Here is a 24,238-nt window from a genome sequence, read left to right as displayed (position 1 = left end):
ACCTAACCGGCGACGGGCCGCGGTCGCGAACCGGTCTCATGTGCCGGTCGCGCCGGGCGTGCCGGTCGCGCCGGTCGCCGCCCCTCGCGCGCCGACATCCACAGCACGGCCGCGCCCGCCCCCGCCGCGAGGAGTGCGCACAGGGGCCACAGCAGGCCGGGGGCCGCCGAGTACAGCGCTCCGCCGAGCGGGGCACCGAGCACCACGCCGCTGACCGATACACCGGCGTAGAGGCTCTGGAACCGCCCGATCGCGTGCTCGGGTGCCTGGTCGGCGATGTACGCGGTGGCGGTGGTCTTGTAGAGGATCTCGCCGAGGCTGAGCAGCACCATCATGGCGACGGCCGTGCCGACGGCCACCCCGGCGAGCAGCGCCGCGTACCCAGCCCCCACGAGCAGCAGTCCGGTGCCGACGATCCGCAGCGGCGGGCGGTTGCGCAGGGCGACGGCCGCCGGGAGTTCCAGGACCAGGATGACGGCGCCGTTGAGGGCGAGGATCAGGCCGTAGGCGCGGGTGTCGAGGCCGTGGTCGGCGAGGAAGACGGGGAAGGTCGAGTACTGCTGCCGGTACACGACGTCGACGACGACGATCGCGCCGAGCAGCACGAGGACGGCGGGGCGCGCCCGCAGCTCGCGCCAGACTCCCCCGCGGCTCGCGCCCTCCGCCGTCGCGGCGCGCCGGGCAGTGCCCCTCGCCGGGACCGCGCGGGCGGTCCACAGAGCGAAGAGGAGGGTGCCGATGCCGTCGCCGACGAAGAGCCAGTCGTACGAGAGGCCGGTGGCGATCAGGCCGCCCAGCGGCGGGCCGAGGGTGAAGCCGCCGTTGGCGACGCAGCGCACGACGGCGAAGGCCTGGCGCCTGGCGCCCTCCGGGACGATCACCGCCACCAGGGCGGAGTTGGCGGAGCGGACGACCCCGAGGGTGTACTGGGCCAGGGGCAGGGCGACGTAGAGCACGGCGGTGGGCAGCAGCGGGAGCAGGGTGAGGGCGGCGCCGCCGAGGGCGGAGGCGGCGAGCAGCACGCGGCGGTGGCCGTAGCGGTCGCCGTACCAACCGCCGGTGAAGTTCCCGGCCACCACACCGATGCCGCCGATTCCGGTGACCAGGCCCGCCTCGGCGATGCCGAGACCGCGCGGGCCGGTCAGGTACACGAAGACGAAGATGAACGTGAAGCTGGCCACGGCGTTGACGAACACGCCGGCCGAGAGCAGCCACACCGCTCTCGGTACGTCCTTGAAACCCTGCAACACGCCCGGTCCCCCCAGGTCCCACGAGTCAGTTCCTTTTGGGAACGGACTATGTCAGCATGACAGCCTCGGGTCAACGGACAAAGGAGTGCCCATGGCCCAGCGCACACACCTCGGTGACGCGGACTGCTCCATCGCCCAGGCCCTCGACGTCGTGGGCGACTGGTGGACGCTGCTGATCGTGCGGGACGCCGCGCGGGGCGTGCACCGCTTCGACGAGCTCCAGCGGGAGCTGGGCGTGTCCCGGAAGGTTCTGGCCGAGCGGCTGAAGCTGCTGGTCGAGGCCGGGGTGCTGACGCGCGAGCCGTACCAGGAACGTCCGGTACGGCACGAGTACCGGCTGACCCCGCGCGGACGGGGGCTGCTGCCGGTCCTGGTGGCCCTCCAGGACTGGGGAGACACCTGGGTCCTGGGAGAGGGAGAGATGACCGCGACGACGGACGAGGCCTCGCGCGAGGCGGCACGGGTGCACGCGCTGCGGGGCACCAGGCTGCCGGAGCTGCTGCTGCCGGACCGCTTCGGCGAGCTCCGCGATCCGGTCGCGGACACGGATTTCACGGTGCTGTACGGCTTCCCCGGCGCTTACGCGCGCGCCGAGTCCTACCCGCCCGGCTGGGCCGGGATCCCGGGCGCGAAGGGCTGTACGTTCGAGTCGTGTACGTACCGGGACCAGCTGGCGGAGTTCACGGCGGCGGGGGCCACGGTCCACGGGGTGTCGACGCAGCGGCCGGACGAGCAGCGGGAGTTCGCGGAGAAGGAGCGGCTGCGCTTCCCGCTCCTCTCGGACGCGGATCTGGCCCTGACGGCGGCGCTGCGGCTGCCGACGTTCCGGGCGGCGGGGATGAGCCGGATGAAGCGGCTGACCCTGGTGGTGGACCGGGACCGCACGGTCCGCGAGGTGATGTACCCGATCCGGGACATCGAGGCCAGCGTCACGACGGCCCTGCGCACCATCCGCTCCGCCGCCGAGGCCTAGCCGGCCGGAACCCCCTTACGCGCCGCATCCGCCCGGGGGTTGAGCGCGGATCCCCCGCACTCCGCATCCCCGGGTACCGGCTACGCGGGAGCGGCAACCCCGGCCGCCGCAACCGCCGGAGCACGGCAGCCTCCGAGGTGTCGATACTCCGGGCGGCGCCGGACCCCCGGGGCGCGGCAGCGCAGGGGCGGCGCCGGACCCCCGGGGCGCGGCAGCGCCGGGGTGGCTACGCCCCGCGCAGGACGCGGCCGAGGATGTCGCGGGCGTACGACTCGTCGTACTCCGCGTCCGTCAGCAGCACCTGTAGGCAGATCCCGTCCATCACCGCCACCAGCGCCCGCGCCGTCACCGCGTCGGTCCACCGCGCGAGGGCGACGGCCACCGCCTCGCACCACTCCGCCGCCACCGGCCTCAGCGCCGGCCGCCGCAGCGCCGCCAGGTACAGCTCGTACTCCAGCTCCGCCCGCCCCCGGTCCGCGGCCAGCAGCTCGCCCAGCAGCCGGGCCAGGGACTCCGCCAGGTCCTCCCCCGGGGCGGCCGGAAGTGTCACCACGAAGGCCTCGTTGGCCTGCCGGAGCGCCGCCACCAGCAGGTCGTCGAGCGTCTTGAAGTGGTACGTCGTCGAGCCCAGCGGCACGTCCGCCTCGGCCGCCACGCTCCGGTGGCTCAGCCCGGCGATGCCCTTCGCGCCCACCACCCGGATCGCCGCGTCGATGATCCGCTGCCGCCGCTCGGGGTCGTACCTGCGCACACCCGCCGCGGCCATCAGTGCGCCCCGCCCAGATTCAGCAGGACCACCCCGGCGATGACCAGCACCAGCCCCGCCATCTTCGCGGCGGTGGCCGCCTCCCCCATGAAGAGCATGCCGATCGCGGCGATGGCGGCGGTGCCGACGCCCGCCCATATCGCGTAGGCGGTACCGACCGACATCGACTTCAGCGTCTGCGCGAGCAGCGTGAAGGCGATGAGATAGCCGGCCACCGTCGCCAGCGACGGCCACAGCTTCGAGAAGCCGTCGCTGTACTTCATGGCGGTGGTCCCGGCGACCTCGGCGGCGATGGCGGCGGCGAGCAGTGCGTAAGGGGGCATGCGTACAAAGGTACACATCGTTGCGTACGCTCGTACACATACGGCCCGGGCCGTCTCCCCCTCAGCCCCCCTCAGCCCCCCTCAGCCCGTCCGCCGGACGAACAGCGAGGGCCCCCGGCACGACCGTGCCGGGGGCCCTCGTACGCAAGGAGCGGTCAGACGTTGAAGCCGAGCGCGCGCAGCTGCTCACGGCCGTCGTCCGTGATCTTGTCCGGGCCCCACGGGGGCATCCAGACCCAGTTGATGCGAAGCTCGTTGACGATGCCGTCCGTCGCCGACTTCGCCTGGTCCTCGATGACATCCGTCAGCGGGCAGGCCGCCGAGGTCAGCGTCATGTCGAGGGTGGCGATGTTCGCGTCATCGATGTGGATGCCGTAGATCAGGCCCAGGTTGACGACGTCGATGCCCAGCTCGGGGTCGACCACGTCGTAGAGGGCCTCGCGGACCTCTTCCTCCGTAGCCGGCTTGGTCGACGCCTCGGGCGTCGCGTTGTCGGTCATGCCGTCTTCCTCTCCGCGTCGCCCAGAACCTGGGCGGTCGCGTCCTTCCACGCCATCCAGCTCAGCAGAGCACACTTCACACGCGCGGGGTACTTGGAGACACCGGCGAACGCGACCGCGTCCTCCAGCACCTCCTCCATCTCCTCGTCCGGCTCGACCTTGCCCTTGGACTGCATCAGCTCCAGGAACACGCCCTGGATCTTCCGCGCCTCGGACAGCTCCTTGCCGACGAGCAGCTCGTTCAGTACGGACGCGCTGGCCTGGCTGATGGAGCAGCCCTGGCCCTCGTAGGAGACGTCGGTGAGCGTCTCGCCGTCGTACTTCACGCGCAGCGTGATCTCGTCGCCGCACGTCGGGTTGACGTGGTGCACTTCGGCGTCACCCTCGCGCAGGCCACGCCCGTGCGGGTGCTTGTAGTGGTCCAGGATGAGTTCCTGGTACATCGAATCCAGCTTCACTGCGTCCTCGTCCTCGTCGCCCTCGGTCAGCCGAAGAAGTTCCGTACGTGCTCCAGACCATCGATCAGCGCGTCGACCTCGGCCGGAGAGGAGTACAAGTAGAAAGACGCTCGCGTCGTGGCAGGAATTCCGTACCGCAGGCAGACCGGGCGCGCGCAGTGGTGTCCCACGCGGACCGCGATGCCCTGCTCGTCCAGCACCTGGCCGACGTCGTGCGGGTGGATGTCGCCGAGCACGAAGGAGATCGCGGCGCCGCGGTCCTCAGCCGTGGTCGGGCCGATAATCCGCAGGTCGGGCACCTCCAGGAGGCGCTTCACCGCGTACTCGGTGATCGCGTGCTCGTGCGCGGCGATCTTGTCCATGCCGATCGCGGTCAGGTAGTCCACGGCCGCGCCGAGGCCGACGGCCTGGGCGATCGGGGGCGTGCCCGCCTCGAACTTGTGGGGCGCGGGGGCGTACGTCGAGGAGTGCATCGAGACGGTTTCGATCATCTCGCCGCCGCCCAGGAAGGGCGGCAGGTCCTCAAGCAGCTCCTGGCGGCCCCAGAGGACGCCGATGCCGGTCGGGCCGCACATCTTGTGGCCGGTGAAGGCCACGAAGTCGGCGCCGAGCGCCTGTACGTCCAGCGGCATGTGCGGAGCGGCCTGCGAGGCGTCGATCAGCACCAGGGCGCCGACCTCCTGCGCGCGCCGGACGATCGCGTCGACCGGGTTGACCGTGCCCATGATGTTGGAGACCAGCGTGAAGGAGACGATCTTCGTCTGCTCCGTGATGACCTCTTCGATGTTGGACAGGTCGAGCCGGCCGTCGTCGGTGAGGCCGAACCACTTCAGCTTCGCGCCGGTGCGCTGCGAGAGCAGCTGCCACGGCACGATGTTGGAGTGGTGCTCCATCTCGGTGATGGCGATCTCGGTGTCGCGGTCGACCCGGTAGGGCTCGTCCGCCCAGCCGAGCATGTTCGCGACCAGGTTGAGCGACTCGGAGGCGTTCTTCGTGAAGATGACCTCGTTGCGGCTCGGGGCGTTGATGAAGGCGGCGACCTTGTCGCGGGCACCCTCGTACAGCGCCGTGGCCTCCTCGGCGAGCACGTGCACGCCGCGGTGGACGTTGGCGTTGTGCTGCTCGTAGTACTCGTTCAGCGCGTCGAGCACCTGGCGCGGCTTCTGCGAAGTCGCCGCGTTGTCCAGGTAAACGATCTTCTTCCCGTCGTGGACCACACGATCCAGCAGGGGGAAGTCCTTGCGGATCGCCTCGATGTCGAGGAGGCCGGGCAACTGTGTCACGCGGTCGCGCCACCCTTCGTGCTGTACGCCTCGTAGCCTTCCGCCTCCAGCTTGTCGGCGAGCTCGGCGCCACCGGACTCGACGATGCGGCCTTCCGAGAAGACGTGAACGAAGTCGGGCTTGATGTAGCGGAGGATCCGCGTGTAGTGCGTGATCAGCAGCGTGCCGACCTCGCCGGTCGCGCGGACACGGTTGACGCCCTCGGAGACCTGGCGCAGGGCGTCGACGTCCAGGCCGGAGTCCGTCTCGTCGAGGATCGCGATCTTCGGCTTGAGGAGCTCCAGCTGGAGGATCTCGTGGCGCTTCTTCTCACCGCCGGAGAAGCCCTCGTTGACGTTGCGCTCGGCGAAGGCCGGGTCCATCTGGAGCTGCTCCATGGCGGACTTGACCTCCTTCACCCAGGTGCGCAGCTTCGGCGCCTCGCCGCGGATGGCGGTGGCCGAGGTGCGCAGGAAGTTGGAGACCGAGACGCCGGGGACCTCGACCGGGTACTGCATGGCGAGGAAGACGCCGGCGCGGGCGCGCTCGTCGACGGTCATCTCCAGGACGTCTTCGCCGTCGAGGGTCACGGTGCCACCGGTGATGGTGTACTTCGGGTGACCGGCGAGGGAGTACGCCAGGGTGGACTTGCCGGAGCCGTTCGGGCCCATGATGGCGTGCGTCTCACCCTGCTTGACCGTGAGGTCAACACCCTTGAGGATCTCGCGGGCGCCGTGCTCGGCTTCGACGGAGACGTGCAGATCGTGGATTTCAAGCGTTGCCATGGGTACCTCAGGACTCCTGGGTGAGGGAGACGAGCACGTCGTCCCCTTCGATCTTTACGGGGTATACGGGGACGGGGCGCGTCGCGGGCAGACCGGAGGGCTTGCCGGTGCGCAGGTCGAACGACGACCCGTGCAGCCAGCACTCGATCATGCAGTCCTCGACCTCACCCTCCGAGAGCGAGACGTTCGCGTGCGAGCAGATGTCGTTGATCGCGAACACCTCCCCCTCGGTGGAGACGATAGACACCGGCGTGCCGTCGATTTCCACCCGCTTGGGGGTGTTCTCCTCCAGCTCGCTCAGCGCGCACACCTTGACGTAGGCCATCAGACGGACGCCTGCAGCTCGGTCTCGATCTTGGCGAGCAGGCGCTCCTCGATGTCCGCGACACCGATCTGCTGCACGAGCTCCGCGAAGAAGCCGCGCACGACCAGGCGGCGGGCGTCGTCGGCCGGGATACCGCGGGCCTGCAGGTAGAAGAGCTGCTCGTCGTCGAAGCGGCCGGTCGCGGAGGCGTGGCCGGCGCCGACGATCTCGCCGGTCTCGATCTCCAGGTTCGGCACCGAGTCGACCCGCGCGCCGTCCGTGAGGACGAGGTTGCGGTTCATCTCGTACGTGTCGGTGCCCTCGGCGCTCTTCTCGATGAGGACGTCGCCGATCCAGACGGCGTGGGCGTCCTGGCCCTGGAGCGCGCCCTTGTAGACCACGTTCGACTTGCAGTGCGGCGCGTCGTGCGTGACCAGGAGGCGGTGCTCCTGGTGCTGGCCGGCGTCCGTGAAGTACAGGCCGAAGAGCTCGGCCTCGCCACCGGGGCCCGCGTAGCTGACCCGCGGGTGCAGGCGGACGACGTCGCCGCCGAAGGTGACCACGACCGACTTGAAGGTCGCGTCGCGGCCGACCAGCGCGTTGTGCTGGGAGCAGTGGACGGCGGTGTCGTCCCAGTCCTGTACGGACACGACGGTGAGCTTGGCGCCGTCGCCGACGAGGAACTCCACGTTGGCGGCGCGGACGCCGTCACCGGTGTGGTCGATGACGATCACGGCCTCGGCGAATGCCTGCACGTCGAAGACGGTGTGACCGAAGGTGGTGCCACCCTCGCCGTGCAGCGAGACGCGCACGGGCTCGGTCAGGACGGCCTCCTTGGGCACGGTGACGACCGTGGCCTTGGCGAAGGACGTGAACGCCTGGGCGGCGATCCGGTCCACCGGGGCGCCGGCCGTGCCGATGCGGGCGTCGTCGCGCTCCACCGACTCGACGGTGACGCCCTCGGGCGCGTCGATCTGGGCCTTCATGGAGCCGTTGGCGACCGCGGTGCCGTCGTGGAGACCACGCAGGCGGGCGAGCGGGGTGAACCGCCACTCCTCCTCGCGGCCGTGCGGAATCGGGAAGTCCGCCACGTCGAAGGACGGCGGCGCGCTCATCCGGGTGGCGACGGTGGACTCGGCGGCCACCGCGATCGAGCCGGCGGTGGTCGAACCCACCGGAATGTTCTGAGCCTCTGCCATGGCTGTCGTGTTGCTCGCTCTCTTAAAAAGCACTGCCTGCGTAAAGAATCTGCTGCGGGACTCGGGGCGGCCGGGTGTTAACCGACCGAGCCCTCCATCTGCAGCTCGATCAGCCGGTTCAGCTCCAGCGCGTACTCCATCGGCAGCTCACGAGCGATGGGCTCGACGAACCCGCGCACGATCATGGCCATGGCCTCGAACTCGGTCATGCCGCGGCTCATCAGGTAGAAGAGCTGGTCGTCGGAGACCTTCGAGACGGTCGCCTCGTGGCCCATGGACACGTCGTCCTCGCGGACGTCCACGTAGGGGTAGGTGTCCGAGCGGGAGATGGTGTCGACCAGGAGCGCGTCACACAGCACGTTGGACTTGGAGCCGTGCGCGCCCTCGCCGATCTCGACCAGGCCTCGGTAGGAGGTACGGCCGCCGCCTCGCGCCACCGACTTGGAGACGATGTTCGAGGAGGTGTGCGGCGCCATGTGGACCATCTTGGAGCCGGCGTCCTGGTGCTGGCCCTCGCCCGCGAAGGCGATGGACAGGGTCTCGCCCTTGGCGTGCTCGCCCATCAGGTAGACGGCCGGGTACTTCATGGTGACCTTGGAACCGATGTTGCCGTCGACCCACTCCATGGTCGCGCCCTCGTACGCCACGGCGCGCTTGGTGACCAGGTTGTAGACGTTGTTCGACCAGTTCTGGATGGTCGTGTAGCGGCAGCGGCCGCCCTTCTTCACGATGATCTCGACCACGGCGCTGTGCAGCGAGTCCGAGGAGTAGATCGGCGCGGTGCAGCCTTCGACGTAGTGGACGTAGGCGTCCTCGTCCACGATGATCAGCGTCCGCTCGAACTGGCCCATGTTCTCCGTGTTGATACGGAAGTAGGCCTGGAGCGGGATGTCGACCTTGACGCCCTTGGGCACGTAGATGAACGAACCGCCCGACCACACGGCGGTGTTCAGCGACGCGAACTTGTTGTCGCCGACCGGGATGACCGTGCCGAAGTACTCCTGGAAGAGCTCCGGGTGCTCCTTGAGCGCGGTGTCCGTGTCGAGGAAGATGACGCCCTGCTCCTCCAGGTCCTCGCGGATCTGGTGGTAGACGACCTCGGACTCGTACTGGGCCGCGACACCGGCGACGAGGCGCTGCTTCTCCGCCTCCGGGATGCCGAGCTTGTCGTACGTGTTCTTGATGTCCTCCGGCAGGTCCTCCCAGGACTCCGCCTGCTTCTCGGTGGACCGCACGAAGTACTTGATGTTGTCGAAGTCGATGCCGGAGAGGTCGGAGCCCCAGGTCGGCATGGGCTTCTTGGCGAACAGCTTGAGGCCCTTGAGGCGGAGCTTGAGCATCCACTCCGGCTCGCTCTTCTTCGCCGAAATGTCGCGGACTACGTCCTCGGACAGACCCCGCTTGGCAGCGGCACCGGCCGCGTCGGAGTCGGCCCAGCCGTATTCGTAGGTGCCCAGGCCATCGAGCTCAGGGTGAGCAGTCTCCGTGGTCATGCGGGGTTCCTCCCGGCCGTACTTGCAGATGCTGATGTGTCGGTCTGTGCGGCGCCGGCGCCTCGCGGGATGAACGTCGTGCACACCCCGTCGCCGTGGGCGATCGTGGCGAGACGCTGCACATGCGTCCCGAGCAGTCGGGAGAAGACCTCGGTCTCCGCCTCGCAGAACTGCGGGAACTGCTCGGCGACGTGTGCGACCGGGCAGTGGTGCTGGCAGAGCTGTTCTCCGCTGTGCGGACCGGGAGCGCTCTTGGCCGTAGCAGCGTACCCGTCCCCGGTCAACGCCTTGGCAAGGGCCTCGGTGCGCTCCGCGGGGGCGGCCGCTTCCACGGACTCCCGGTAGGTCTCCGCCTGTGCGGCCAGTCGCGCCCTGGCGAAGGCGGCGACGGCCGCCTCTCCCCGCTCGCCTCCGCCGGCGCCCTCTGCGATCCAGCGCAGGGCGTCCACGGCGAGCGAGTCGTAGGACTGGTCGAAGGCGTCGCGGCCGCAGTCGGTGAGCGCGAAGACCTTGGCGGGCCGACCTCGGGTGCGCGCGCCGTACACGCGCTGCTCACGGGGTGCGACCACGTCGTCGGCGACGAGCGTGTCGAGGTGGCGGCGGACGGCGGCCTGGGTCAGGCCGAGACGCTGGGCGAGGTCGGCGACGGTGGACGGGCCGTGGTCCAGGATGGAGCGCGCCACCCGGTTGCGGGTTGACCGCTCCCCGGTAGCGAGTTCCCCCTGAGGGGTCCCGATCATTCGTTCGCCGTATTTCACAACGCCATTGTTGCGTAATTAGTCGAGCGGCGACAAGCCGTGACGGACGACACTCCTGGTGGCCTCCATCACTAAGGGTTACCTTATTTATCTACGGAGAGTTAATCGGAGGGCAACGTTCTGCGCTCGTGACCGGTCCCCCTCCGGCGGCCGCCCAACGGGCCCCACCAGCCATCCCCCGCCCCGTGGCGAGCCGGGGCGCGGAGCGCCCGGGACACCGCCGAAAGTGACCGGAACCCGCTGGGCCGTCCAGGAGCCCGGGGCGAAAAAAGTCCCCTTCCGGCCCTCCGTAGACTCACCCGCATGAGCAACGACCCCGCCGTGGAGATCCGCGGACTGGTGAAGCGGTACGGCCCAAAAACAGCGGTGGACGGCCTGGACCTCACCGTCCGCGGCGCCTCGGTCACCGCGGTCCTCGGTCCCAACGGCGCGGGCAAGACGACCACCGTCGAAACCTGCGAGGGCTACCACCGTCCCGACGCCGGCACCGTCCGCGTCCTCGGCCTCGACCCCGTCGCCCAGGCCGGGGCCCTGCGCCCGCGCGTCGGCGTGATGCTCCAGTCCGGAGGCGTGTACTCCGGCGCCCGCGCCGTCGAGATGCTCCGCCACATGGCCACGCTGTACGCCGATCCGCTGGACGTGGACACCCTGGTGGAACGCCTCGGACTCGGCAGCTGCGGCCGCACCCCCTACCGGAGGCTCTCCGGCGGGCAGCAGCAGCGGCTGGCCCTCGCCATGGCCGTCGTCGGCCGCCCCGAGCTGGTCTTCCTCGACGAACCGACCGCCGGCCTGGACCCGCAGGCCCGCCGCGGCACCTGGGACCTCGTACGGGAGCTGCGCGCCGACGGGGTCTCCGTCGTCCTCACCACCCACCACATGGACGAGGCCGAGCAGCTCGCCGACGAGGTCGCGATCATCGACGCCGGCCGGGTCATCGCCCTCGGCACCCCCGAGGAGCTCTGCCGGGGCGGCGCCGAGAACACCCTGCGCTTCACGGGCCGCCCGTCCCTCGACCTCGCCTCGCTGCTCAAGGCCCTGCCCGACGGCACCGAGGCCGCCGAGCTGACCGCGGGCGTCTACCGGGTCACCGGCGACGTCCACCCGCAGCTGCTGGCCACCGTCGCCTCCTGGTGCGCGCAGCACGGGGTGATGCCGGACAGCCTCGCGGTGGAGCGGCACACCCTCGAAGACGTCTTCCTCCAGCTCACCGGTAAGGAGCTGCGCGCATGAGCGCCGGTACGTTCACCCCCCGCCCGGGGGCCGCGCCCGTGTCCCGCATGATCCTCGCGCAGACGGCTCTGGAGACCCGGATGCTGCTGCGCAACGGGGAGCAGCTGCTGCTGACCGTGATCATCCCGGCGCTGCTGCTGGTGCTCTTCTCGGCCGTGGACATCGTCACCCTGCCCGTTGGAGAGGGGGGCACCGGCAAGTCCGTCGACTTCCTCGCGCCGGGCATCCTCGCCCTCGCCGTGATGTCCACGGCCTTCACCGGCCAGGCCATCGCCACCGGGTTCGACCGCCGCTACGGGGTGCTCAAGCGGCTCGGGGCCTCGCCGCTGCCGCGCTGGGCGCTGATGGCCGCCAAGACCCTGTCCGTGCTGGTCACCGAGGTGCTGCAGATCGCGCTTCTGACGGTGATCGCCTTCGCGCTGGGCTGGTCCCCGCAGGGGAACACGCTGTCGGTCGCGGTGCTGCTCCTGCTGGGCACGGCCGCGTTCTCGGGGCTCGGGCTGCTGATGGCGGGCACGCTCAAGGCCGAGGCGACCCTGGCCGCCGCCAACCTGGTGTTCCTGCTGCTGCTGGTCTGCGGCGGGGTGATCGTGCCGCTGGACAGGTTCCCGGGCGCGGTGCAGTCGGCACTGGGGCTGCTGCCCATCGCGGCGCTGTCCGACGGGTTGCGCGAGGTGCTCCAGCACGGGGCCTCGCTGCCGTGGGGGGACGCGGCCGTGCTGGCCGGCTGGGCGGTACTGGGGCTGGGCGCCGCGGCGCGGTTCTTCCGCTGGGACTGACCCTTCCGCGGCCCGGGCCCCCGGGCCCGGGCCGCCCAAGCCCTTCACTCTCCCCACCTCTCCCCTCACGTCGCGGGAACTCCTTCCACCCGGCGGGGCGTTCCCACGAGGACGGAAGCATCCACTTCTGAGGTGGAAACCACGAAGCCGGGGGGCGGGCATGGCGCAGCGGGAAGCCGTTCTACGGCTGGACGAACAATGGGCACGGGTCCGGTCGGGGGCCGTGGCCGCCGAGCCCGGTGAGCGCGACCGGCTGCTCGGGGAACTGATCACCGCCCTGCGGGCGCTGCCGGGGGACCCCGAATGCACGGCCCGGCTGGGGCTGCGGCTCGCCGACCAGGCCGCGGTGCGGTTCGCCGCCGGGGACCGGGCCTCCGCCCTCGCCACGATCGAGGAGGCCCTGCGGAGCTCCGAGCGCGCGGCCCCGTACTCCCCGGAGTACGCCCGCTGGTACGCGCGGGGGCTGATCAACCAGGGCGTCTGGCTGGCGTGGCCGCTGAGCGACGCGGACCGGCTGCCCCGGCACCCGCTGGGCCCGGGCGCCGAGGAGGGCCCGAGCGCCATGGAACGGGCGGCGGGCGAGCGCGCCCGTGACGCGACCCGCGCGGCGGTGGCCCTCTGGGAGTCCCTGGACCAGCACGACCCGGTCAACCGCCGGGGCCTGGCGCAGGCCAAGGTCTTCCTCGGGGACCGTCTGGCGGAGCTGGGCTTCGCCGCCGACGCGGTGGCCTGGGCGGTGGACGCGGAGTCCGACTTCCGGAAGCTGCTGCTCTCCCATCCCGGCTCCGAGGAGTCCCTGGAGGCGGAGGACGCGCTCGACCACATCGGCCGCCAGCTGGAACTGCGGCTGCGCTTCCTGGACTTCGACTCCCTGGTCGGGCTGCGCGCCGAGGGGCTGCTGCCCGAACGGCTGCTGCCGCGGGCCGTGGCGGCCGCCCGGATCTGCGGGGTGCCGGCGGCCGAGATCGCGGCCCGGCTGCGCCTGAGCGCCGACCAGGTGGCCACGATGCTGGAGGTCACCTCCTGGCTCGCGGTGTGGCGCATCGACGTGCGGGGAGCCGACGGATTGTGGGACATAGCGGGATATCCCTGGCGTGACTCCGCAGAAGTGCGCAATAGGTCAGCCAGTGAGATAGGGGGCGAATTGCTGAAGGGGTTCATGAATTCCGCGGACTGCCCCCGCGAGGGCGGCTATTGGCGCGTCCACGTCTGGTGGCAGCAGGAGGGCGATCCGGCCGGCGCCGTGTTCCGGCGGATCATCGGCCCCGAATCTGCCGCGCCGACCCCCTCGTGAAACTTTGCACAAGGCGCCGATTACGATAGGCGCCGTGTTGAACCCCCTCGCATACATCGCCAGCCGCTGGACTCCGTCACCCCGGATCGTCCAGCGGGCCGCGTTCGCCGCACTCGTGATGAGCGTGGCCATCGTCGTCACCGGCGGCGCGGTGCGGCTGACCGGATCCGGTCTCGGCTGCGACACCTGGCCCAAGTGCACCGACGACAGCCTGATCACGACTCAGGCCCAGGGCCTGCACGGAGTCATCGAATTCGGCAACCGGATGCTGACGTACGTGCTCTCCGCGGCCGTCGGCTGGGGCATCATCGCCGCCCGCTCGGCCGATCCCTGGCGGCACGCGCTGACCAGGCTGGGCTGGCTGCAGTTCGTCATCGTGATGGCCAACGCCGTCCTCGGCGGCATCACCGTCATGACGGGGCTCAACCCGTACAGCGTGGCCGGGCACTTCCTGCTCGCCACCAGCCTGATCGCGGTGACCACCGTCACCTGGCAGCGCACCCGCGAGGGCGACGGCGCGCCCCGGCCGCGGGTGCCGGGTCCGGTGCGCAAGCTCTCGTGGGCGATGCTCGCGACCACTTTCGTGCTGATCGCGGCGGGCACGGTGGTCACCGGTGCCGGCCCGCACGCCGGCGACAGCAGCGAGATCAAGCGCATGCCGCTCGACTGGGCCGGCATCGCCCATGTGCACGCCGTCTCCGCCTGGCTGGTGTGCGCGCTCGCCGTCGCGATGTGGCTGGTACTGCGGGTGGTGGACGCCCCCGCCGACACCCGGGCGCGCGCCCGCGACCTGCTGATCGTGCTCCTCGCGCAGGGCGCCGTCGGCTACGTCCAGTTCTTCACCGAACTGCCCGAGCTCCTGGTCGCGGCGCACATGCTCGGCTCCTGCCTGGTGTGGATCGCCGTGCTCCGCGTGGCGCTGAGCCTGCGCGAGCGGACGGCGGACCCGGTCGGGACCGCCGTACGGGACGACGCCCAGCTCTCGGCGGTCTGACGGGCGGGCCGGAGCCGCTCAGCCGCGCTCGTCCAGCCGGTAGACGCGGCGGGCATTGTCCGCCGCGATCATGGCCGCCACCCGGTCCGCGTCCCGCCAGGACCAGGCCCCGTCGGCGACCCAGCCGCCCAGGACCCGCCCCAGCGCCTCACGGAACACCAGGGCGCCCACCGCGTGCAGCTCGGGCAGCCGCCGCCCGCCGCTGGAGTACAGCAGCTTCCCGAAGGGCGCGACCTCCAGCAGCTCGGCCAGCACCGCGGCCGCCCGGGCCCCGGTGTACGCGAGGGCCAGGCCGAGATCCACGTGCACGTGCGGGAAGACGGCCGCCAGCCGCGCCGCCTGCCGGTGGTACGGGTGACCGCCGAGCAGCACCAGCCGCGTCCCCAGGCCCGCGGTGGCCCGTACGAACGCGGTCAGCGACGCCGGATCGCCCCGCTCCGGCGCCCCCTCCTCCCCCGTGCCCGTGTGCAGCTGGAGCGGCAGCCCGGACGCCACCGCGCTCCACAGCAGATGCCGCAGGAGTACGGGATCCCGTACCGCCTCGCCCTTGGCCCGCCCGGCCAGCCACCGCCCGGCGGCCCCGCGCACCTCGCCGGGACCGGGCGGTTCGGGCGCGAGGGCGAGGGCGGCGCCGAGGGAGGGGGACCCGGCTCCCGCGTCCGCGCCGCAGGTGAAGGCGACCGCCCCGGCGGCGGCGTGGTGGAGGGCCTCGGAGAGATTGGCGAGGAAGGCGGCCACCGTCCCGGAGGTGTCGGCGACCTGCTCGGCCAGTAACTCCAGCCGTACGAGCTCGTGCGCCTCGGCGTCCCCGGCCAGGGACAGCTCCTTGGGGCCGGTGAGGTCCCCGGGCGCCCCCGTGTCGACCAGATAGGCGGAGGTCCCGGAGCCGCGCAGCAGCCGCCGCCCGGCCTCGACCACGCCGAGCTCGCGCCGCCGGGCCAGATAGCGGACGGGCGCGCAGTGGGGTTCCAGCCCCAGCAGCGGCGGGCACCAGCGGCGCACGGCGAAGCCGGCCTGGGTGTCGAAGAAGGTGGTTCCCGCGGCGGGCGGACCGGCCGAGGGGATCAGCTGGGACTCGAAGGTGCCGAGTCCCAGCTCCGTACGGAGCACTCCGTGGCAGTACTGGTCCACCAGGGGCGGCGTTTCGATCATCCGGGCATCCCGTTGCGGACGTGAGGAAGGGGCTTCCACACGTCCTAACGGGTGAGCGGGGTGCGAGGTGTTGCTCGCGCTGTTGACCGAGACGGCGAAGGGGACCTCACGCCGCCCGGTTCGGGGTCCCGCCGAGCTGGATTCCCGCCATCCGCGTCCACTCGTACGGGCCCGTCTTCACCCGTGCGGCGAACTCGCCGTCGAACTCCTCGTGGAGGGTGAGCCCGGCCTTCTCCGCGGCCAGCTGGGCGGTCGCGTAGGCCGGAGCCACCAGGTCGCCCCAGGCGCCGTCCGTACCGACGAGCACGATCCGGGTGCCGGCCTGGCCCATGTGCGCGAGCTGGCCCTCGGCGCCGCCGTGTTCCTTGGCGAACGCGCCGATCTGCCGGGCCAGCTTCGCGGCCTTGCGGTCCTGCTTCTTGGCCGCGGCGCCTGCGGTGCCCTCGGTGCCTGCGGTCTCTGCGGTGGTGTCTGCCATGTACACCATGCTACCGGCGAGTAATCAGCGGAGGAAGGGATCCACGGCGACGGCGACGAAGAGGAGCGACACATAGGTGATGGACCAGTGGAACAGCCGCATCTCCTTGAGCTTCGCGCCCGTCACCCCGGCCTTGGCCCGCGCGTTCAGCGCGTGCGCCTCCCACAGCCACCAGCCGCCCGACACGAGCGCGACCGCCGTGTAGAACCAGCCGGTGTACCCCAGCGGGGTGAGCAGCAGCGAGACCGCCACCATCACCCAGCTGTAGAGGACGATCTGGCGCGCCACGACCTTGTTGCCGGCCACGACCGGCAGCATCGGCACGCCGACCCGCGCGTAGTCGTCCTTCACCTTCATCGAGAGCGGCCAGTAGTGCGGCGGCGTCCAGAAGAAGATGACGAGGAAGAGGATGACGGCGGCCCAGGAGACCTCGTCCTTCACGGCCGACCAGCCGATGAGCACCGGCATGCAGCCCGCGATGCCGCCCCAGACGATGTTCTGGGTGGTGCGCCGCTTCAGGAGCATCGTGTAGACGATGACGTAGAAGAGGAGCGCGCCGAGCGCGAGGGCGGCCGACAGCCAGTTGACGAGCAGGCCGAAGAACAGGGTGGAGACCACCCCGAGGCTGATGCCGAAGACCAGGCACTCCCGCGGGCTGACCATGCCGGTCACCAGCGGCCGCTGCGAGGTGCGGTCCATCAGGGCGTCGATGTCGCGGTCGATGTACATGTTCAGCGCGTTGGCGCCGCCCGCGGACAGGTAGCCGCCGAAGCAGGTCGCGAGGACCAGCCACAGCGAGGGCACGCCCTGCTCGGCCAGGAACATCACCGGGACTGTGGTGATCAGCAGAAGTTCGATGATCCGCGGCTTGGTCAAAGCCACGAAAGCCATGACCCGGGCCCCGAACGGCCGGCGACCGGGGCTCGTCCCGAGTACCCCCGCTGGACGGGATTCGACGGCCGTCACGCACACCCCTGAGAGAGAATCCAGCAAGCTCCGACTCGGACCCTTCAAGAGTGAAGGCCCGGTAAAGGCTTGCGCGTACCACGCCACTCTAGACGTTGCCCTCAGGTCGCCCCGCGCGGGGGTCGCCTCGTGTTGGGCCGATCGGACCGGGCCGAGTGGCGGCTGTCAGGTGAGTGGGGCAGGCCCCGTTTGAGCAACGGCTTAAGACCTGATGAAGCACAGGTCGATCTCGAATAGCCGCACACCTTTGCGGGGGTAGGCTCGGAATCGCGCCGGTGCACCGTTCGTCACCGGGAAACGACATGTGGAGAGGAGCCCTGACTCACGGTGAGCACCAAGCCGACGACCACAGAGCTCGAGTGGACCGAACTGGACCAGCGGGCCGTCGACACCGCCCGCATCCTGGCCGCGGACGCGGTCCAGAAGGTGGGCAACGGCCACCCCGGTACGGCGATGAGCCTGGCCCCCGCCGCGTACACCCTGTTCCAGAAGGTGATGCGGCACGACCCGGCGGACCCCGAATGGGTCGGCCGTGACCGCTTCGTGCTCTCCGCAGGGCACTCGTCCCTCACGCTCTACACACAGCTCTACCTGGCCGGCTTCGGCTTGGGGCTCGACGACCTGAAGGCGTTCCGCACCTGGGGCTCCAAAACGCCCGGTCACCCGGAGTACGGCCACACGGCCGGCGTCGAGACCACCACCGGCCCGCTGGGCCAGGGCATCGCGAACGCGGTGGGCATGGCCATGGCCGCCCGCTACGAGCGCGGTCTGTTCGACCCGGAGGCCGCCCAGGGCGCCTCCCCCTTCGACCACATGGTCTACACGATCGCGGGTGACGGCTGCCTCCAGGAGGGCCTCTCCCACGAGGCGTCCGCGCTGGCCGGCCACCAGAAGCTGGGCAACCTCGTCCTGCTGTGGGACGACAACCACATCTCCATCGAGGGCGACACGGAGACGGCCGTCTCCGAGGACACCCTGGAGCGCTACGAGGCGTACGGCTGGCACGTCCAGCGCGTCGCGCAGCAGCCGAACGGCGACCTCGACCCGAAGGCGCTGTTCGAGGCCCTCCAGGCCGCCAAGGCCGAGACGGAGCGCCCCTCCTTCATCGCGATGCGCTCGATCATCGCCTGGCCGGCCCCGCACGCCCAGGGCACCGAGGCCTCGCACGGCTCGGCCCTCGGTGACGACGAGGTCGCCGCCACCAAGCGTGTCCTCGGCTTCGACCCGGAGCAGACCTTCGAGGTCTCCGACGAGGTCATCGCGCACACCCGCAAGGCGCTGGACCGCGGCCGCGAGGCCAAGGCCGCCTGGGAGAAGGACTTCTCCGCCTGGCGCACCGCCAACCCGCGTCGCGCCACCGAGTTCGACCGCATCAACGCCAACGAGCTGCCCGCGGGCTGGGAGGACGAGCTCCCCGTCTTCGAGGCCGGCAAGGGCGTCGCCACCCGCGCCGCGTCCGGCAAGGTGCTCGCCGCGCTCGGCCCGGTCATCCCCGAGCTGTGGGGCGGCTCGGCCGACCTGGCCGGCTCCAACAACACCACCATCGACAAGAACTCCTCGTTCCTGCCGAAGGGCAACCCGCTGCCGGAGGCCGACCCGTACGGCCGCACCCTCCACTTCGGCATCCGCGAGCACGCCATGGCCGCGTCCATGAACGGCATCGCGCTGCACGGCCACACCCGCGTCTACGGCGGCACCTTCCTGGTGTTCTCCGACTACATGCGCAACGCCGTCCGCCTCTCCGCGCTGATGCACGTGCCGGTCACCTACGTGTGGACGCACGACTCCATCGGCCTGGGCGAGGACGGCCCGACCCACCAGCCGGTCGAGCACCTCGCCTCGCTGCGCGCCATCCCGGGCCTGAACGTCGTCCGCCCGGCCGACGCCAACGAGACGGCCATCGCCTGGCGCGAGATCCTCAAGCGCCACACCAAGGTGTTCGGCAAGGGCGCCCCGCACGGTCTGGCGCTGACCCGCCAGGGCGTGCCCACGTACGAGCGCAACGAGGACGCCGCCAAGGGCGGTTACGTGATGTTCGAGGCCGACGGCGGCACGCCGCAGGTCGTCCTCATCGGCACCGGCTCCGAGGTGCACGTGGCCGTCGAGGCCCGCGAGCAGCTCCAGGCCGAGGGCATCCCCACCCGGGTCGTCTCGATGCCGTCCGTCGAGTGGTTCGAGGAGCAGGACCAGGCGTACAAGGACAGCGTCCTGCCGCCGTCGGTGAAGGCGCGTGTCGCGATCGAGGCGGGCATCGGCCTGACCTGGCACCGCTACGTCGGCGACGCCGGCCGCATCGTCTCGCTGGAGCACTTCGGTGCCTCGGCCGACGCCAAGGTGCTGTTCCGCGAGTTCGGCTTCACCCCGGAGGCCGTGACCGCCGCCGCCAAGGATTCGTTCGCCGCCGCCGCGCGCTGACGCCGGTACCAGAACCAAGGAGGAGATGTAACCCATGACAGACGCACTCAAGCGCCTCTCCGACGAGGGCGTGGCGATCTGGCTGGACGACCTGTCCCGCAAGCGCATCACGTCGGGCAACCTGGCCGAGCTCATCGACCAGCAGCACGTGGTCGGTGTCACCACCAACCCGTCGATCTTCCAGAAGGCGATCAGCAGCGGTGACGGTTACGAGCAGCAGCTCGCCGACCTCGCCGCCCGCAAGGTCACCGTCGACGAGGCCATCCGCATGATCACGACGGCGGACGTCCGCGACGCCGCCGACATCCTGCGCCCGGTCTACGACGCCACCGAGGGCCAGGACGGCCGCGTGTCGATCGAGGTCGATCCCCGTCTGGCGCACGACACCGTGGCGACCATCGCCGAGGCCAAGCAGCTCGCCTGGCTGGTGGACCGCCCGAACACCCTCATCAAGATCCCGGCGACCGAGGCCGGCCTGCCGGCGATCACCGAGGTCATCGGCAGGGGCATCAGCGTCAACGTGACGCTGATCTTCTCGCTGGAGCGCTACCGCGCGGTCATGGACGCGTACCTGGCGGGTCTGGAGAAGGCGAAGGCCGCGGGCCTGGACCTCTCCAAGATTCACTCGGTCGCCTCCTTCTTCGTCTCCCGCGTGGACTCGGAGATCGACAAGCGCCTCGACGCCATCGGCACCGACGAGGCCAAGGCCCTGAAGGGCAAGGCTGCCCTCGCCAACGCCCGGCTGGCCTACGAGGCCTACGAAGAGGTGTTCGGCAGCGAGCGCTGGGCCGCCCTGGACAAGGCGCAGGCCAACAAGCAGCGTCCGCTGTGGGCCTCGACCGGCGTCAAGGACCCGGCGTACAAGGACACCCTGTACGTGGTCGACCTGGTCGCCCCCGGCACGGTGAACACCATGCCCGAGGCCACCCTGGAGGCCACCGCCGACCACGGCGAGGTCTCCGGCGACACCATCCGCGGCACCTACGAGCAGGCGCGCGCCGAGCTCGGCGCGGTCGCGAAGCTGGGCATCTCGTACGACGATGTCGTTCAGCTGCTTGAGGACGAGGGCGTCGAGAAGTTCGAGGCGTCCTGGAACGACCTGCTGAAGTCGACCGAGGCGGAGCTTGAGCGCCTCGCCCCCACGGAGGCCTGAACACCTTGTCTGTAAACGGAGCGAACCCGCTTCGTGACGCACAGGACCGGCGGCTCCCGCGCATCGCGGGGCCGTCCGGCCTGGTCATTTTCGGCGTTACGGGTGACCTGTCGCGCAAGAAGCTGATGCCTGCCGTCTACGACCTGGCCAATCGCGGCCTGCTCCCGCCGGGCTTCTCGCTGATCGGCTTCGCCCGCCGCGAGTGGGAGCACGAGGACTTCGCCCAGGAGGTGTACGAGGCTGTCAAGGAGCACTCGCGCACGCCGTTCCGGGAGGAGGTCTGGCAGCAGCTGGTGCAGGGCTGCCGGTTCGTGCAGGGCGACTTCGACGACGACGCGGCCTTCGAGACCCTGAAGGCGACGATCGACGAGCTCGACAAGGCGCAGGGCACGGGCGGCAACTTCGCCTTCTACCTGTCCGTCCCGCCGAAGTTCTTCCCCAAGGTGGTCCAGCAGCTCAAGGACCACGGTCTCGCGCAGAAGGAAGGCTCCTGGCGGCGCGCCGTCATCGAGAAGCCCTTCGGCCACGACCTGAAGAGCGCCGAGGAGCTCAACAAGGTCGTCCACGAGGTCTTCCCCCGGGACGAGGTCTTCCGGATCGACCACTACCTCGGCAAGGAGACCGTCCAGAACATCCTGGCGCTCCGCTTCGCCAACACGATGTTCGAGCCGATCTGGAACCGGTCGTACGTCGACCACGTGCAGATCACCATGGCCGAGGACATCGGCATCGGTGGCCGGGCCGGGTACTACGACGGCATCGGCGCGGCCCGCGACGTCATCCAGAACCACCTGCTCCAGCTGCTCGCGCTGACGGCGATGGAGGAGCCCGGCTCCTTCCACCCCAAGGCGCTGGTGGCGGAGAAGCTCAAGGTGCTGACCGCCGTGCAGCTGCCCGAGGACCTGGGCAAGCACACCGTGCGCGGCCAGTACGCGGCGGCCTGGCAGGGCGGCGAGAAGGTCGTCGGGTACCTCGAAGAGGACGGCATCGACCCCAAGTCGAAGACCGACACCTACGCGGCCATCAAGCTGGAGATCAACAACCGCCGCTGGGCGGGCGTCCCGTTCTACCTGCGGACCGGCAAGCGCCTGGGACGCCGGGTGACCGAGATCGCGGTGGTCTTCAAGCGGGCCCCGTACCTCCCGTTCGAGTCGGGCGCGACCGAGGAGCTGGGGCAGAACGCCCTGGTCATCCGGGTCCAGCCGGACGAGGGCGTGACGGTGCGCTTCGGCTCCAAGGTGCCGGGCACCTCGATGGAGGTCCGGGACGTCACGATGGACTTCGCTTACGGCGAGTCCTTCACGGAGTCCAGCCCCGAGGCGTACGAGCGGCTCATCCTCGACGTGCTCCTCGGCGACGCGAACCTCTTCCCGCGTCATCAGGAGGTCGAACTGTCCTGGAACATCCTCGACCCGATCGAGGAGTACTGGGACAAGCACGGCAAGCCCGCGCAGTACCCGGCGGGCACCTGGGGGCCGGTCGAGGCCGACGAGATGCTCGCACGAGACGGACGGAGCTGGCGTCGGCCATGAAGATCGACCTCACGGAGACAACCTCCAGCAAGATCAACGCCGCGTTGGTGCAGGCGCGCCGGGACATCGGCACGCCTGCCATCGGCATGGTCCTCACGCTGGTGATCGTGACGGACGAGGAGAACGCGTACGACGCGCTCAAGTCGGCGAAGGACGCGTCCCACCAACACCCTTCGCGGATCGTCGTCGTGGTCAAGCGGGCCAGCCGTTCCGTGCGCAGCCGCCGCGATGCCCGTCTCGACGCGGAAGTCCGCGTCGGGGCGGACTCGGGCACCGGCGAAACGGTGGTGCTCCGCCTCCACGGTGAACTGGTCGACCACGCCCAGTCGGTGGTTCTCCCGCTCCTCCTGCCGGACGCCCCCGTGGTCGTCTGGTGGCCGGACGGCGCTCCGACGGACCTGGCGGGCGACCCGCTGGGTGCGCTGGGGCAGCGCCGGATCACGGACACGCACGCCTGTGAGGACCCGATCGGGTCCCTCGCCGCCCGCGCGGCGGCATACGCGCCCGGTGACACGGACCTGGCCTGGACCCGGATCACACCGTGGCGCTCGATGCTGGCGGCCGCGCTGGACCAGCAGACCGTCTCGGTCGTCTCGGCGGTCGTCGAGGGCGAGGACGAGAACCCGAGCTGCGAGCTGCTGGCCATGTGGCTGGCGGACCGCCTCCAGGTCCCGGTCAAGCGGACGTTCTCGGCGGGCCCCGGCCTGACCGCGGTGCGGCTGCGGACCAAGGACGGGGAGATCGTCCTGGACCGCGCGGACGGGGCTCTCGCCACGCTGTGCATGCCGGGCCAGCCCGACCGGGCGGTGGCGCTCAAGCGCCGCGACACGGCCGAGCTGCTGGCGGAGGAACTCCGTCGGCTGGACCCGGACAACACGTACGAGTCCTCGCTGAAGTTCGGCGTGGCCCGGCTGGACACGTCTGCCGACCCGGCGGCCGAGGCCGAGGCGGCCCCGGCGGCGGCTCCGGCCAAGAAGGCCGCGGCCAACGAGGCCCCGCCGGCGAAGCCGGCCCCCAAGCCGGCCAAGAAGGCCGCGACCAAGTAACACCACCCGCTGCGCGGAGCCTCTCCCCGCCCCGCCCTTTCACCGTTCCCCGGGCTCTGCCCGGACCCGGCCCTCAAACGCCGGGCAGGCTGAAAATTCAGCCTCGCCGGCGTTTGAGGCGCGAGGTCTGGGGCGGAGCCCCAGGGAACGGAGGAAGGGCGGGGCGGGGAGAGGCTCCGCGCAGCGGCATCGAACCACACAAGAAGGCGGCGAAGCCATGGGTATGACGACACCTCAGGTCGTCGTCCACCGGGACAAGGAGCTGATGGCCCAGGCCGCGGCGGCCCGGCTCATCACGAAGATCGTGGACGCCCAGGCGGCCCGCGGCACCGCCTCGGTGGTCCTGACCGGCGGCCGCAACGGCAACGGGCTGCTCGCGGCCCTCGCAGCCGCGCCCGCGCGGGACGCGATCGACTGGGCGCGGCTGGACCTCTGGTGGGGCGACGAGCGGTACGTCCCCGCCGACGACCCCGAGCGCAACCACACGCAGGCCCGCGAGGCCCTCCTGGACGCCGTCCCGGTGGACCCGGCCCGCGTGCACGTGATGCCGGCCTCGGACGGCCCGTACGGGTCGGACGTGGACGCCGCGGCCGCCGCGTACGCGGAGGAGCTCCGCGCGGCCGCCGGCCCGGAGGACCACGGCCCGGTGCCGCGGTTCGACGTACTGATGCTGGGCGTCGGCCCGGACACCCACGTGGCGTCCCTGTTCCCGGAGCACCCGGCGGCGCACGAGACGGAGCGCACGGTGGTCGGCGTCCACGGCGCGCCGAAGCCTCCGCCCACCCGGGTCTCGCTGACCCTCCCGGCGATCCGGGCGGCCCGCGAGGTCTGGCTCCTGGCGGCCGGCGCGGACAAGGCCGGCGCGGTGGCCATCGCCCTCGGCGGCGCGGGCGGTGTCCAGGCCCCGGCGGCGGCCGCCTACGGCCGCTCCCGCACCCTGTGGCTCCTGGACCGCGCGGCCGCCGCCAAGCTCCCGGCGGCCCTGTACCCCCCGGCGTCGGCCTGAACGGGGAATGACCGGGGTGGGGGGGGGGGGGCCCCCCCCCCCCCCCCCCCCCCCCGGCCGGCCCCCCCCCCCCCCCCCCCGGGGGGGGGCGGCCGGCCCCCGCCCCGCCCGCGCCGCGGCGG

The 24,238-nt window shown here is 71.1% G+C and carries 24 protein-coding genes; 10 read left to right on the top strand and 14 right to left on the bottom strand.

What is annotated here, in order from left to right:
• Positions 1–2: 2 nt before the first annotated feature.
• Positions 3–1,247, bottom strand: a complete 1,245-nt coding sequence (locus MTF65_RS23670) for an MFS transporter (protein WP_243631015.1) — start codon at positions 1,245–1,247, stop codon at positions 3–5.
• A 94-nt stretch (positions 1,248–1,341) separates the two neighbouring features.
• Between MTF65_RS23670 and MTF65_RS23665 the strand changes: the two genes are divergently transcribed.
• The gene (locus tag MTF65_RS23665) at positions 1,342–2,223 is read left to right on the top strand and encodes a winged helix-turn-helix transcriptional regulator (RefSeq protein ID WP_243630924.1); all 882 of its coding nucleotides are present in this window, start codon (positions 1,342–1,344) and stop codon (positions 2,221–2,223) included.
• A 226-nt stretch (positions 2,224–2,449) separates the two neighbouring features.
• Here MTF65_RS23665 and MTF65_RS23660 read toward each other — a convergent pair whose 3' ends face one another.
• The 10 genes from MTF65_RS23660 to MTF65_RS23615 form a co-directional block, all read right to left on the bottom strand.
• Entirely contained in the window at positions 2,450–2,989 is a 540-nt protein-coding gene (locus MTF65_RS23660) for a TetR/AcrR family transcriptional regulator (RefSeq protein WP_243630923.1), read from the bottom strand.
• The gene (locus MTF65_RS23655; RefSeq protein WP_243630922.1) at positions 2,989–3,312 is read right to left on the bottom strand and encodes a multidrug efflux SMR transporter; all 324 of its coding nucleotides are present in this window, start codon (positions 3,310–3,312) and stop codon (positions 2,989–2,991) included. Before MTF65_RS23655 ends, MTF65_RS23660 begins: the two co-directional genes overlap by 1 nt.
• A gap of 155 nt (positions 3,313–3,467) precedes the next feature.
• The gene (locus MTF65_RS23650) at positions 3,468–3,812 is read right to left on the bottom strand and encodes a metal-sulfur cluster assembly factor (RefSeq protein ID WP_243630921.1); all 345 of its coding nucleotides are present in this window, start codon (positions 3,810–3,812) and stop codon (positions 3,468–3,470) included.
• Positions 3,809–4,270 (bottom strand): Fe-S cluster assembly sulfur transfer protein SufU, encoded by a 462-nt coding sequence (gene sufU / locus MTF65_RS23645; RefSeq protein WP_243630920.1) that lies wholly within the window; start codon positions 4,268–4,270, stop codon positions 3,809–3,811. The genes MTF65_RS23650 and sufU overlap by 4 nt, the downstream gene beginning before the upstream one ends.
• Positions 4,271–4,296: 26 nt before the next feature.
• Positions 4,297–5,553 carry a cysteine desulfurase gene (locus tag MTF65_RS23640; RefSeq protein ID WP_243630919.1) on the bottom strand — a complete coding sequence of 419 codons (1,257 nt, stop codon included), beginning with the start codon at positions 5,551–5,553 and terminating at the stop codon, positions 4,297–4,299.
• Entirely contained in the window at positions 5,550–6,317 is a 768-nt protein-coding gene (gene sufC / locus MTF65_RS23635) for a Fe-S cluster assembly ATPase SufC (protein ID WP_243630918.1), read from the bottom strand. Before sufC ends, MTF65_RS23640 begins: the two co-directional genes overlap by 4 nt.
• A gap of 7 nt (positions 6,318–6,324) precedes the next feature.
• Entirely contained in the window at positions 6,325–6,642 is a 318-nt protein-coding gene (locus MTF65_RS23630) for a bifunctional 3-phenylpropionate/cinnamic acid dioxygenase ferredoxin subunit (RefSeq protein WP_243630917.1), read from the bottom strand.
• A complete protein-coding gene (gene sufD / locus MTF65_RS23625; RefSeq protein WP_243630916.1) occupies positions 6,642–7,820 on the bottom strand; it encodes a Fe-S cluster assembly protein SufD in 1,179 nt (392 codons plus the stop codon). Before sufD ends, MTF65_RS23630 begins: the two co-directional genes overlap by 1 nt.
• 77 nt (positions 7,821–7,897) lie before the next feature.
• A complete protein-coding gene (gene sufB, locus MTF65_RS23620; protein WP_243630915.1) occupies positions 7,898–9,313 on the bottom strand; it encodes a Fe-S cluster assembly protein SufB in 1,416 nt (471 codons plus the stop codon).
• A complete protein-coding gene (locus tag MTF65_RS23615; RefSeq protein ID WP_374207287.1) occupies positions 9,310–10,071 on the bottom strand; it encodes a helix-turn-helix transcriptional regulator in 762 nt (253 codons plus the stop codon). The genes sufB and MTF65_RS23615 overlap by 4 nt, the downstream gene beginning before the upstream one ends.
• Before the next feature lie 303 nt (positions 10,072–10,374).
• On the opposite strand from MTF65_RS23615, the gene MTF65_RS23610 reads away from it, so the two are divergent.
• The 4 genes from MTF65_RS23610 (at position 10,375) to MTF65_RS23595 (ending at position 14,368) form a co-directional block, all read left to right on the top strand.
• Positions 10,375–11,301 carry an ABC transporter ATP-binding protein gene (locus MTF65_RS23610; RefSeq protein WP_243630913.1) on the top strand — a complete coding sequence of 309 codons (927 nt, stop codon included), beginning with the start codon at positions 10,375–10,377 and terminating at the stop codon, positions 11,299–11,301.
• Positions 11,298–12,080: an ABC transporter permease gene (locus MTF65_RS23605; protein WP_243630912.1), complete on the top strand. Its 783-nt coding sequence runs from the start codon at positions 11,298–11,300 to the stop codon at positions 12,078–12,080. The genes MTF65_RS23610 and MTF65_RS23605 overlap by 4 nt, the downstream gene beginning before the upstream one ends.
• A gap of 160 nt (positions 12,081–12,240) precedes the next feature.
• On the top strand, positions 12,241–13,374 hold the full coding sequence (locus MTF65_RS23600; RefSeq protein ID WP_243630911.1) for a hypothetical protein: 1,134 nt from the start codon (positions 12,241–12,243) through the stop codon (positions 13,372–13,374).
• 4 nt (positions 13,375–13,378) lie between these two features.
• A complete protein-coding gene (locus MTF65_RS23595; protein ID WP_243630910.1) occupies positions 13,379–14,368 on the top strand; it encodes a heme A synthase in 990 nt (329 codons plus the stop codon).
• A gap of 18 nt (positions 14,369–14,386) precedes the next feature.
• On the opposite strand, the gene MTF65_RS23590 is transcribed toward MTF65_RS23595, so the two are convergent.
• The 3 genes from MTF65_RS23590 to MTF65_RS23580 form a co-directional block, all read right to left on the bottom strand.
• A complete protein-coding gene (locus tag MTF65_RS23590) occupies positions 14,387–15,520 on the bottom strand; it encodes an amidohydrolase family protein (RefSeq protein WP_243630909.1) in 1,134 nt (377 codons plus the stop codon).
• A 106-nt stretch (positions 15,521–15,626) separates the two neighbouring features.
• Entirely contained in the window at positions 15,627–15,998 is a 372-nt protein-coding gene (locus MTF65_RS23585) for a hypothetical protein (RefSeq protein ID WP_243630908.1), read from the bottom strand.
• A gap of 24 nt (positions 15,999–16,022) precedes the next feature.
• Positions 16,023–16,964: a heme o synthase gene (locus MTF65_RS23580; RefSeq protein WP_243630907.1), complete on the bottom strand. Its 942-nt coding sequence runs from the start codon at positions 16,962–16,964 to the stop codon at positions 16,023–16,025.
• A 327-nt stretch (positions 16,965–17,291) separates the two neighbouring features.
• Between MTF65_RS23580 and tkt the strand changes: the two genes are divergently transcribed.
• From tkt to pgl, 5 genes are all read left to right on the top strand, one after another.
• A complete protein-coding gene (gene tkt / locus MTF65_RS23575) occupies positions 17,292–19,379 on the top strand; it encodes a transketolase (RefSeq protein WP_243630906.1) in 2,088 nt (695 codons plus the stop codon).
• A 34-nt stretch (positions 19,380–19,413) separates the two neighbouring features.
• The gene (gene tal, locus MTF65_RS23570; protein WP_243630905.1) at positions 19,414–20,532 is read left to right on the top strand and encodes a transaldolase; all 1,119 of its coding nucleotides are present in this window, start codon (positions 19,414–19,416) and stop codon (positions 20,530–20,532) included.
• Between the two features lie 5 nt (positions 20,533–20,537).
• Positions 20,538–22,064, top strand: coding sequence for a glucose-6-phosphate dehydrogenase (gene zwf / locus MTF65_RS23565; RefSeq protein WP_243630904.1), 1,527 nt, complete (start codon positions 20,538–20,540; stop codon positions 22,062–22,064).
• Positions 22,061–23,110 carry a glucose-6-phosphate dehydrogenase assembly protein OpcA gene (gene opcA / locus MTF65_RS23560; RefSeq protein WP_243630903.1) on the top strand — a complete coding sequence of 350 codons (1,050 nt, stop codon included), beginning with the start codon at positions 22,061–22,063 and terminating at the stop codon, positions 23,108–23,110. Before zwf ends, opcA begins: the two co-directional genes overlap by 4 nt.
• 223 nt (positions 23,111–23,333) lie before the next feature.
• Positions 23,334–24,116 (top strand): 6-phosphogluconolactonase, encoded by a 783-nt coding sequence (pgl, locus tag MTF65_RS23555; protein ID WP_243631014.1) that lies wholly within the window; start codon positions 23,334–23,336, stop codon positions 24,114–24,116.
• The last annotated feature ends 122 nt before the right edge of the window (positions 24,117–24,238 follow it).

It is taken from the genome of Streptomyces sp. APSN-46.1 (assembly GCF_022815725.1).
Taxonomy (GTDB): Bacteria; Actinomycetota; Actinomycetes; order Streptomycetales; family Streptomycetaceae; genus Streptomyces.
Note: the sequence above shows the minus strand (reverse complement) of the source record. Positions and strands in the feature narration are given on the sequence as shown.

Excerpts from the sequence above, each read along its gene's own strand:
- MTF65_RS23665 (WP_243630924.1), top strand. The coding sequence starts at position 1,342 with ATGGCCCAGCGCACACACCTCGGTGACGCGGACTGCTCCATCGCCCAG.
- MTF65_RS23660 (WP_243630923.1), bottom strand. The coding sequence starts at position 2,989 with ATGGCCGCGGCGGGTGTGCGCAGGTACGACCCCGAGCGGCGGCAGCGG.
- MTF65_RS23655 (WP_243630922.1), bottom strand. The coding sequence starts at position 3,312 with ATGCCCCCTTACGCACTGCTCGCCGCCGCCATCGCCGCCGAGGTCGCC.
- MTF65_RS23650 (WP_243630921.1), bottom strand. The coding sequence starts at position 3,812 with ATGACCGACAACGCGACGCCCGAGGCGTCGACCAAGCCGGCTACGGAG.
- sufC (WP_243630918.1), bottom strand. The coding sequence starts at position 6,317 with ATGGCAACGCTTGAAATCCACGATCTGCACGTCTCCGTCGAAGCCGAG.
- MTF65_RS23630 (WP_243630917.1), bottom strand. The coding sequence starts at position 6,642 with ATGGCCTACGTCAAGGTGTGCGCGCTGAGCGAGCTGGAGGAGAACACC.
- sufD (WP_243630916.1), bottom strand. The coding sequence starts at position 7,820 with ATGGCAGAGGCTCAGAACATTCCGGTGGGTTCGACCACCGCCGGCTCG.
- sufB (WP_243630915.1), bottom strand. The coding sequence starts at position 9,313 with ATGACCACGGAGACTGCTCACCCTGAGCTCGATGGCCTGGGCACCTAC.
- MTF65_RS23610 (WP_243630913.1), top strand. The coding sequence starts at position 10,375 with ATGAGCAACGACCCCGCCGTGGAGATCCGCGGACTGGTGAAGCGGTAC.
- MTF65_RS23605 (WP_243630912.1), top strand. The coding sequence starts at position 11,298 with ATGAGCGCCGGTACGTTCACCCCCCGCCCGGGGGCCGCGCCCGTGTCC.
- MTF65_RS23600 (WP_243630911.1), top strand. The coding sequence starts at position 12,241 with ATGGCGCAGCGGGAAGCCGTTCTACGGCTGGACGAACAATGGGCACGG.
- MTF65_RS23590 (WP_243630909.1), bottom strand. The coding sequence starts at position 15,520 with ATGATCGAAACGCCGCCCCTGGTGGACCAGTACTGCCACGGAGTGCTC.
- MTF65_RS23585 (WP_243630908.1), bottom strand. The coding sequence starts at position 15,998 with ATGGCAGACACCACCGCAGAGACCGCAGGCACCGAGGGCACCGCAGGC.
- tal (WP_243630905.1), top strand. The coding sequence starts at position 19,414 with ATGACAGACGCACTCAAGCGCCTCTCCGACGAGGGCGTGGCGATCTGG.
- opcA (WP_243630903.1), top strand. The coding sequence starts at position 22,061 with ATGAAGATCGACCTCACGGAGACAACCTCCAGCAAGATCAACGCCGCG.
- pgl (WP_243631014.1), top strand. The coding sequence starts at position 23,334 with ATGACGACACCTCAGGTCGTCGTCCACCGGGACAAGGAGCTGATGGCC.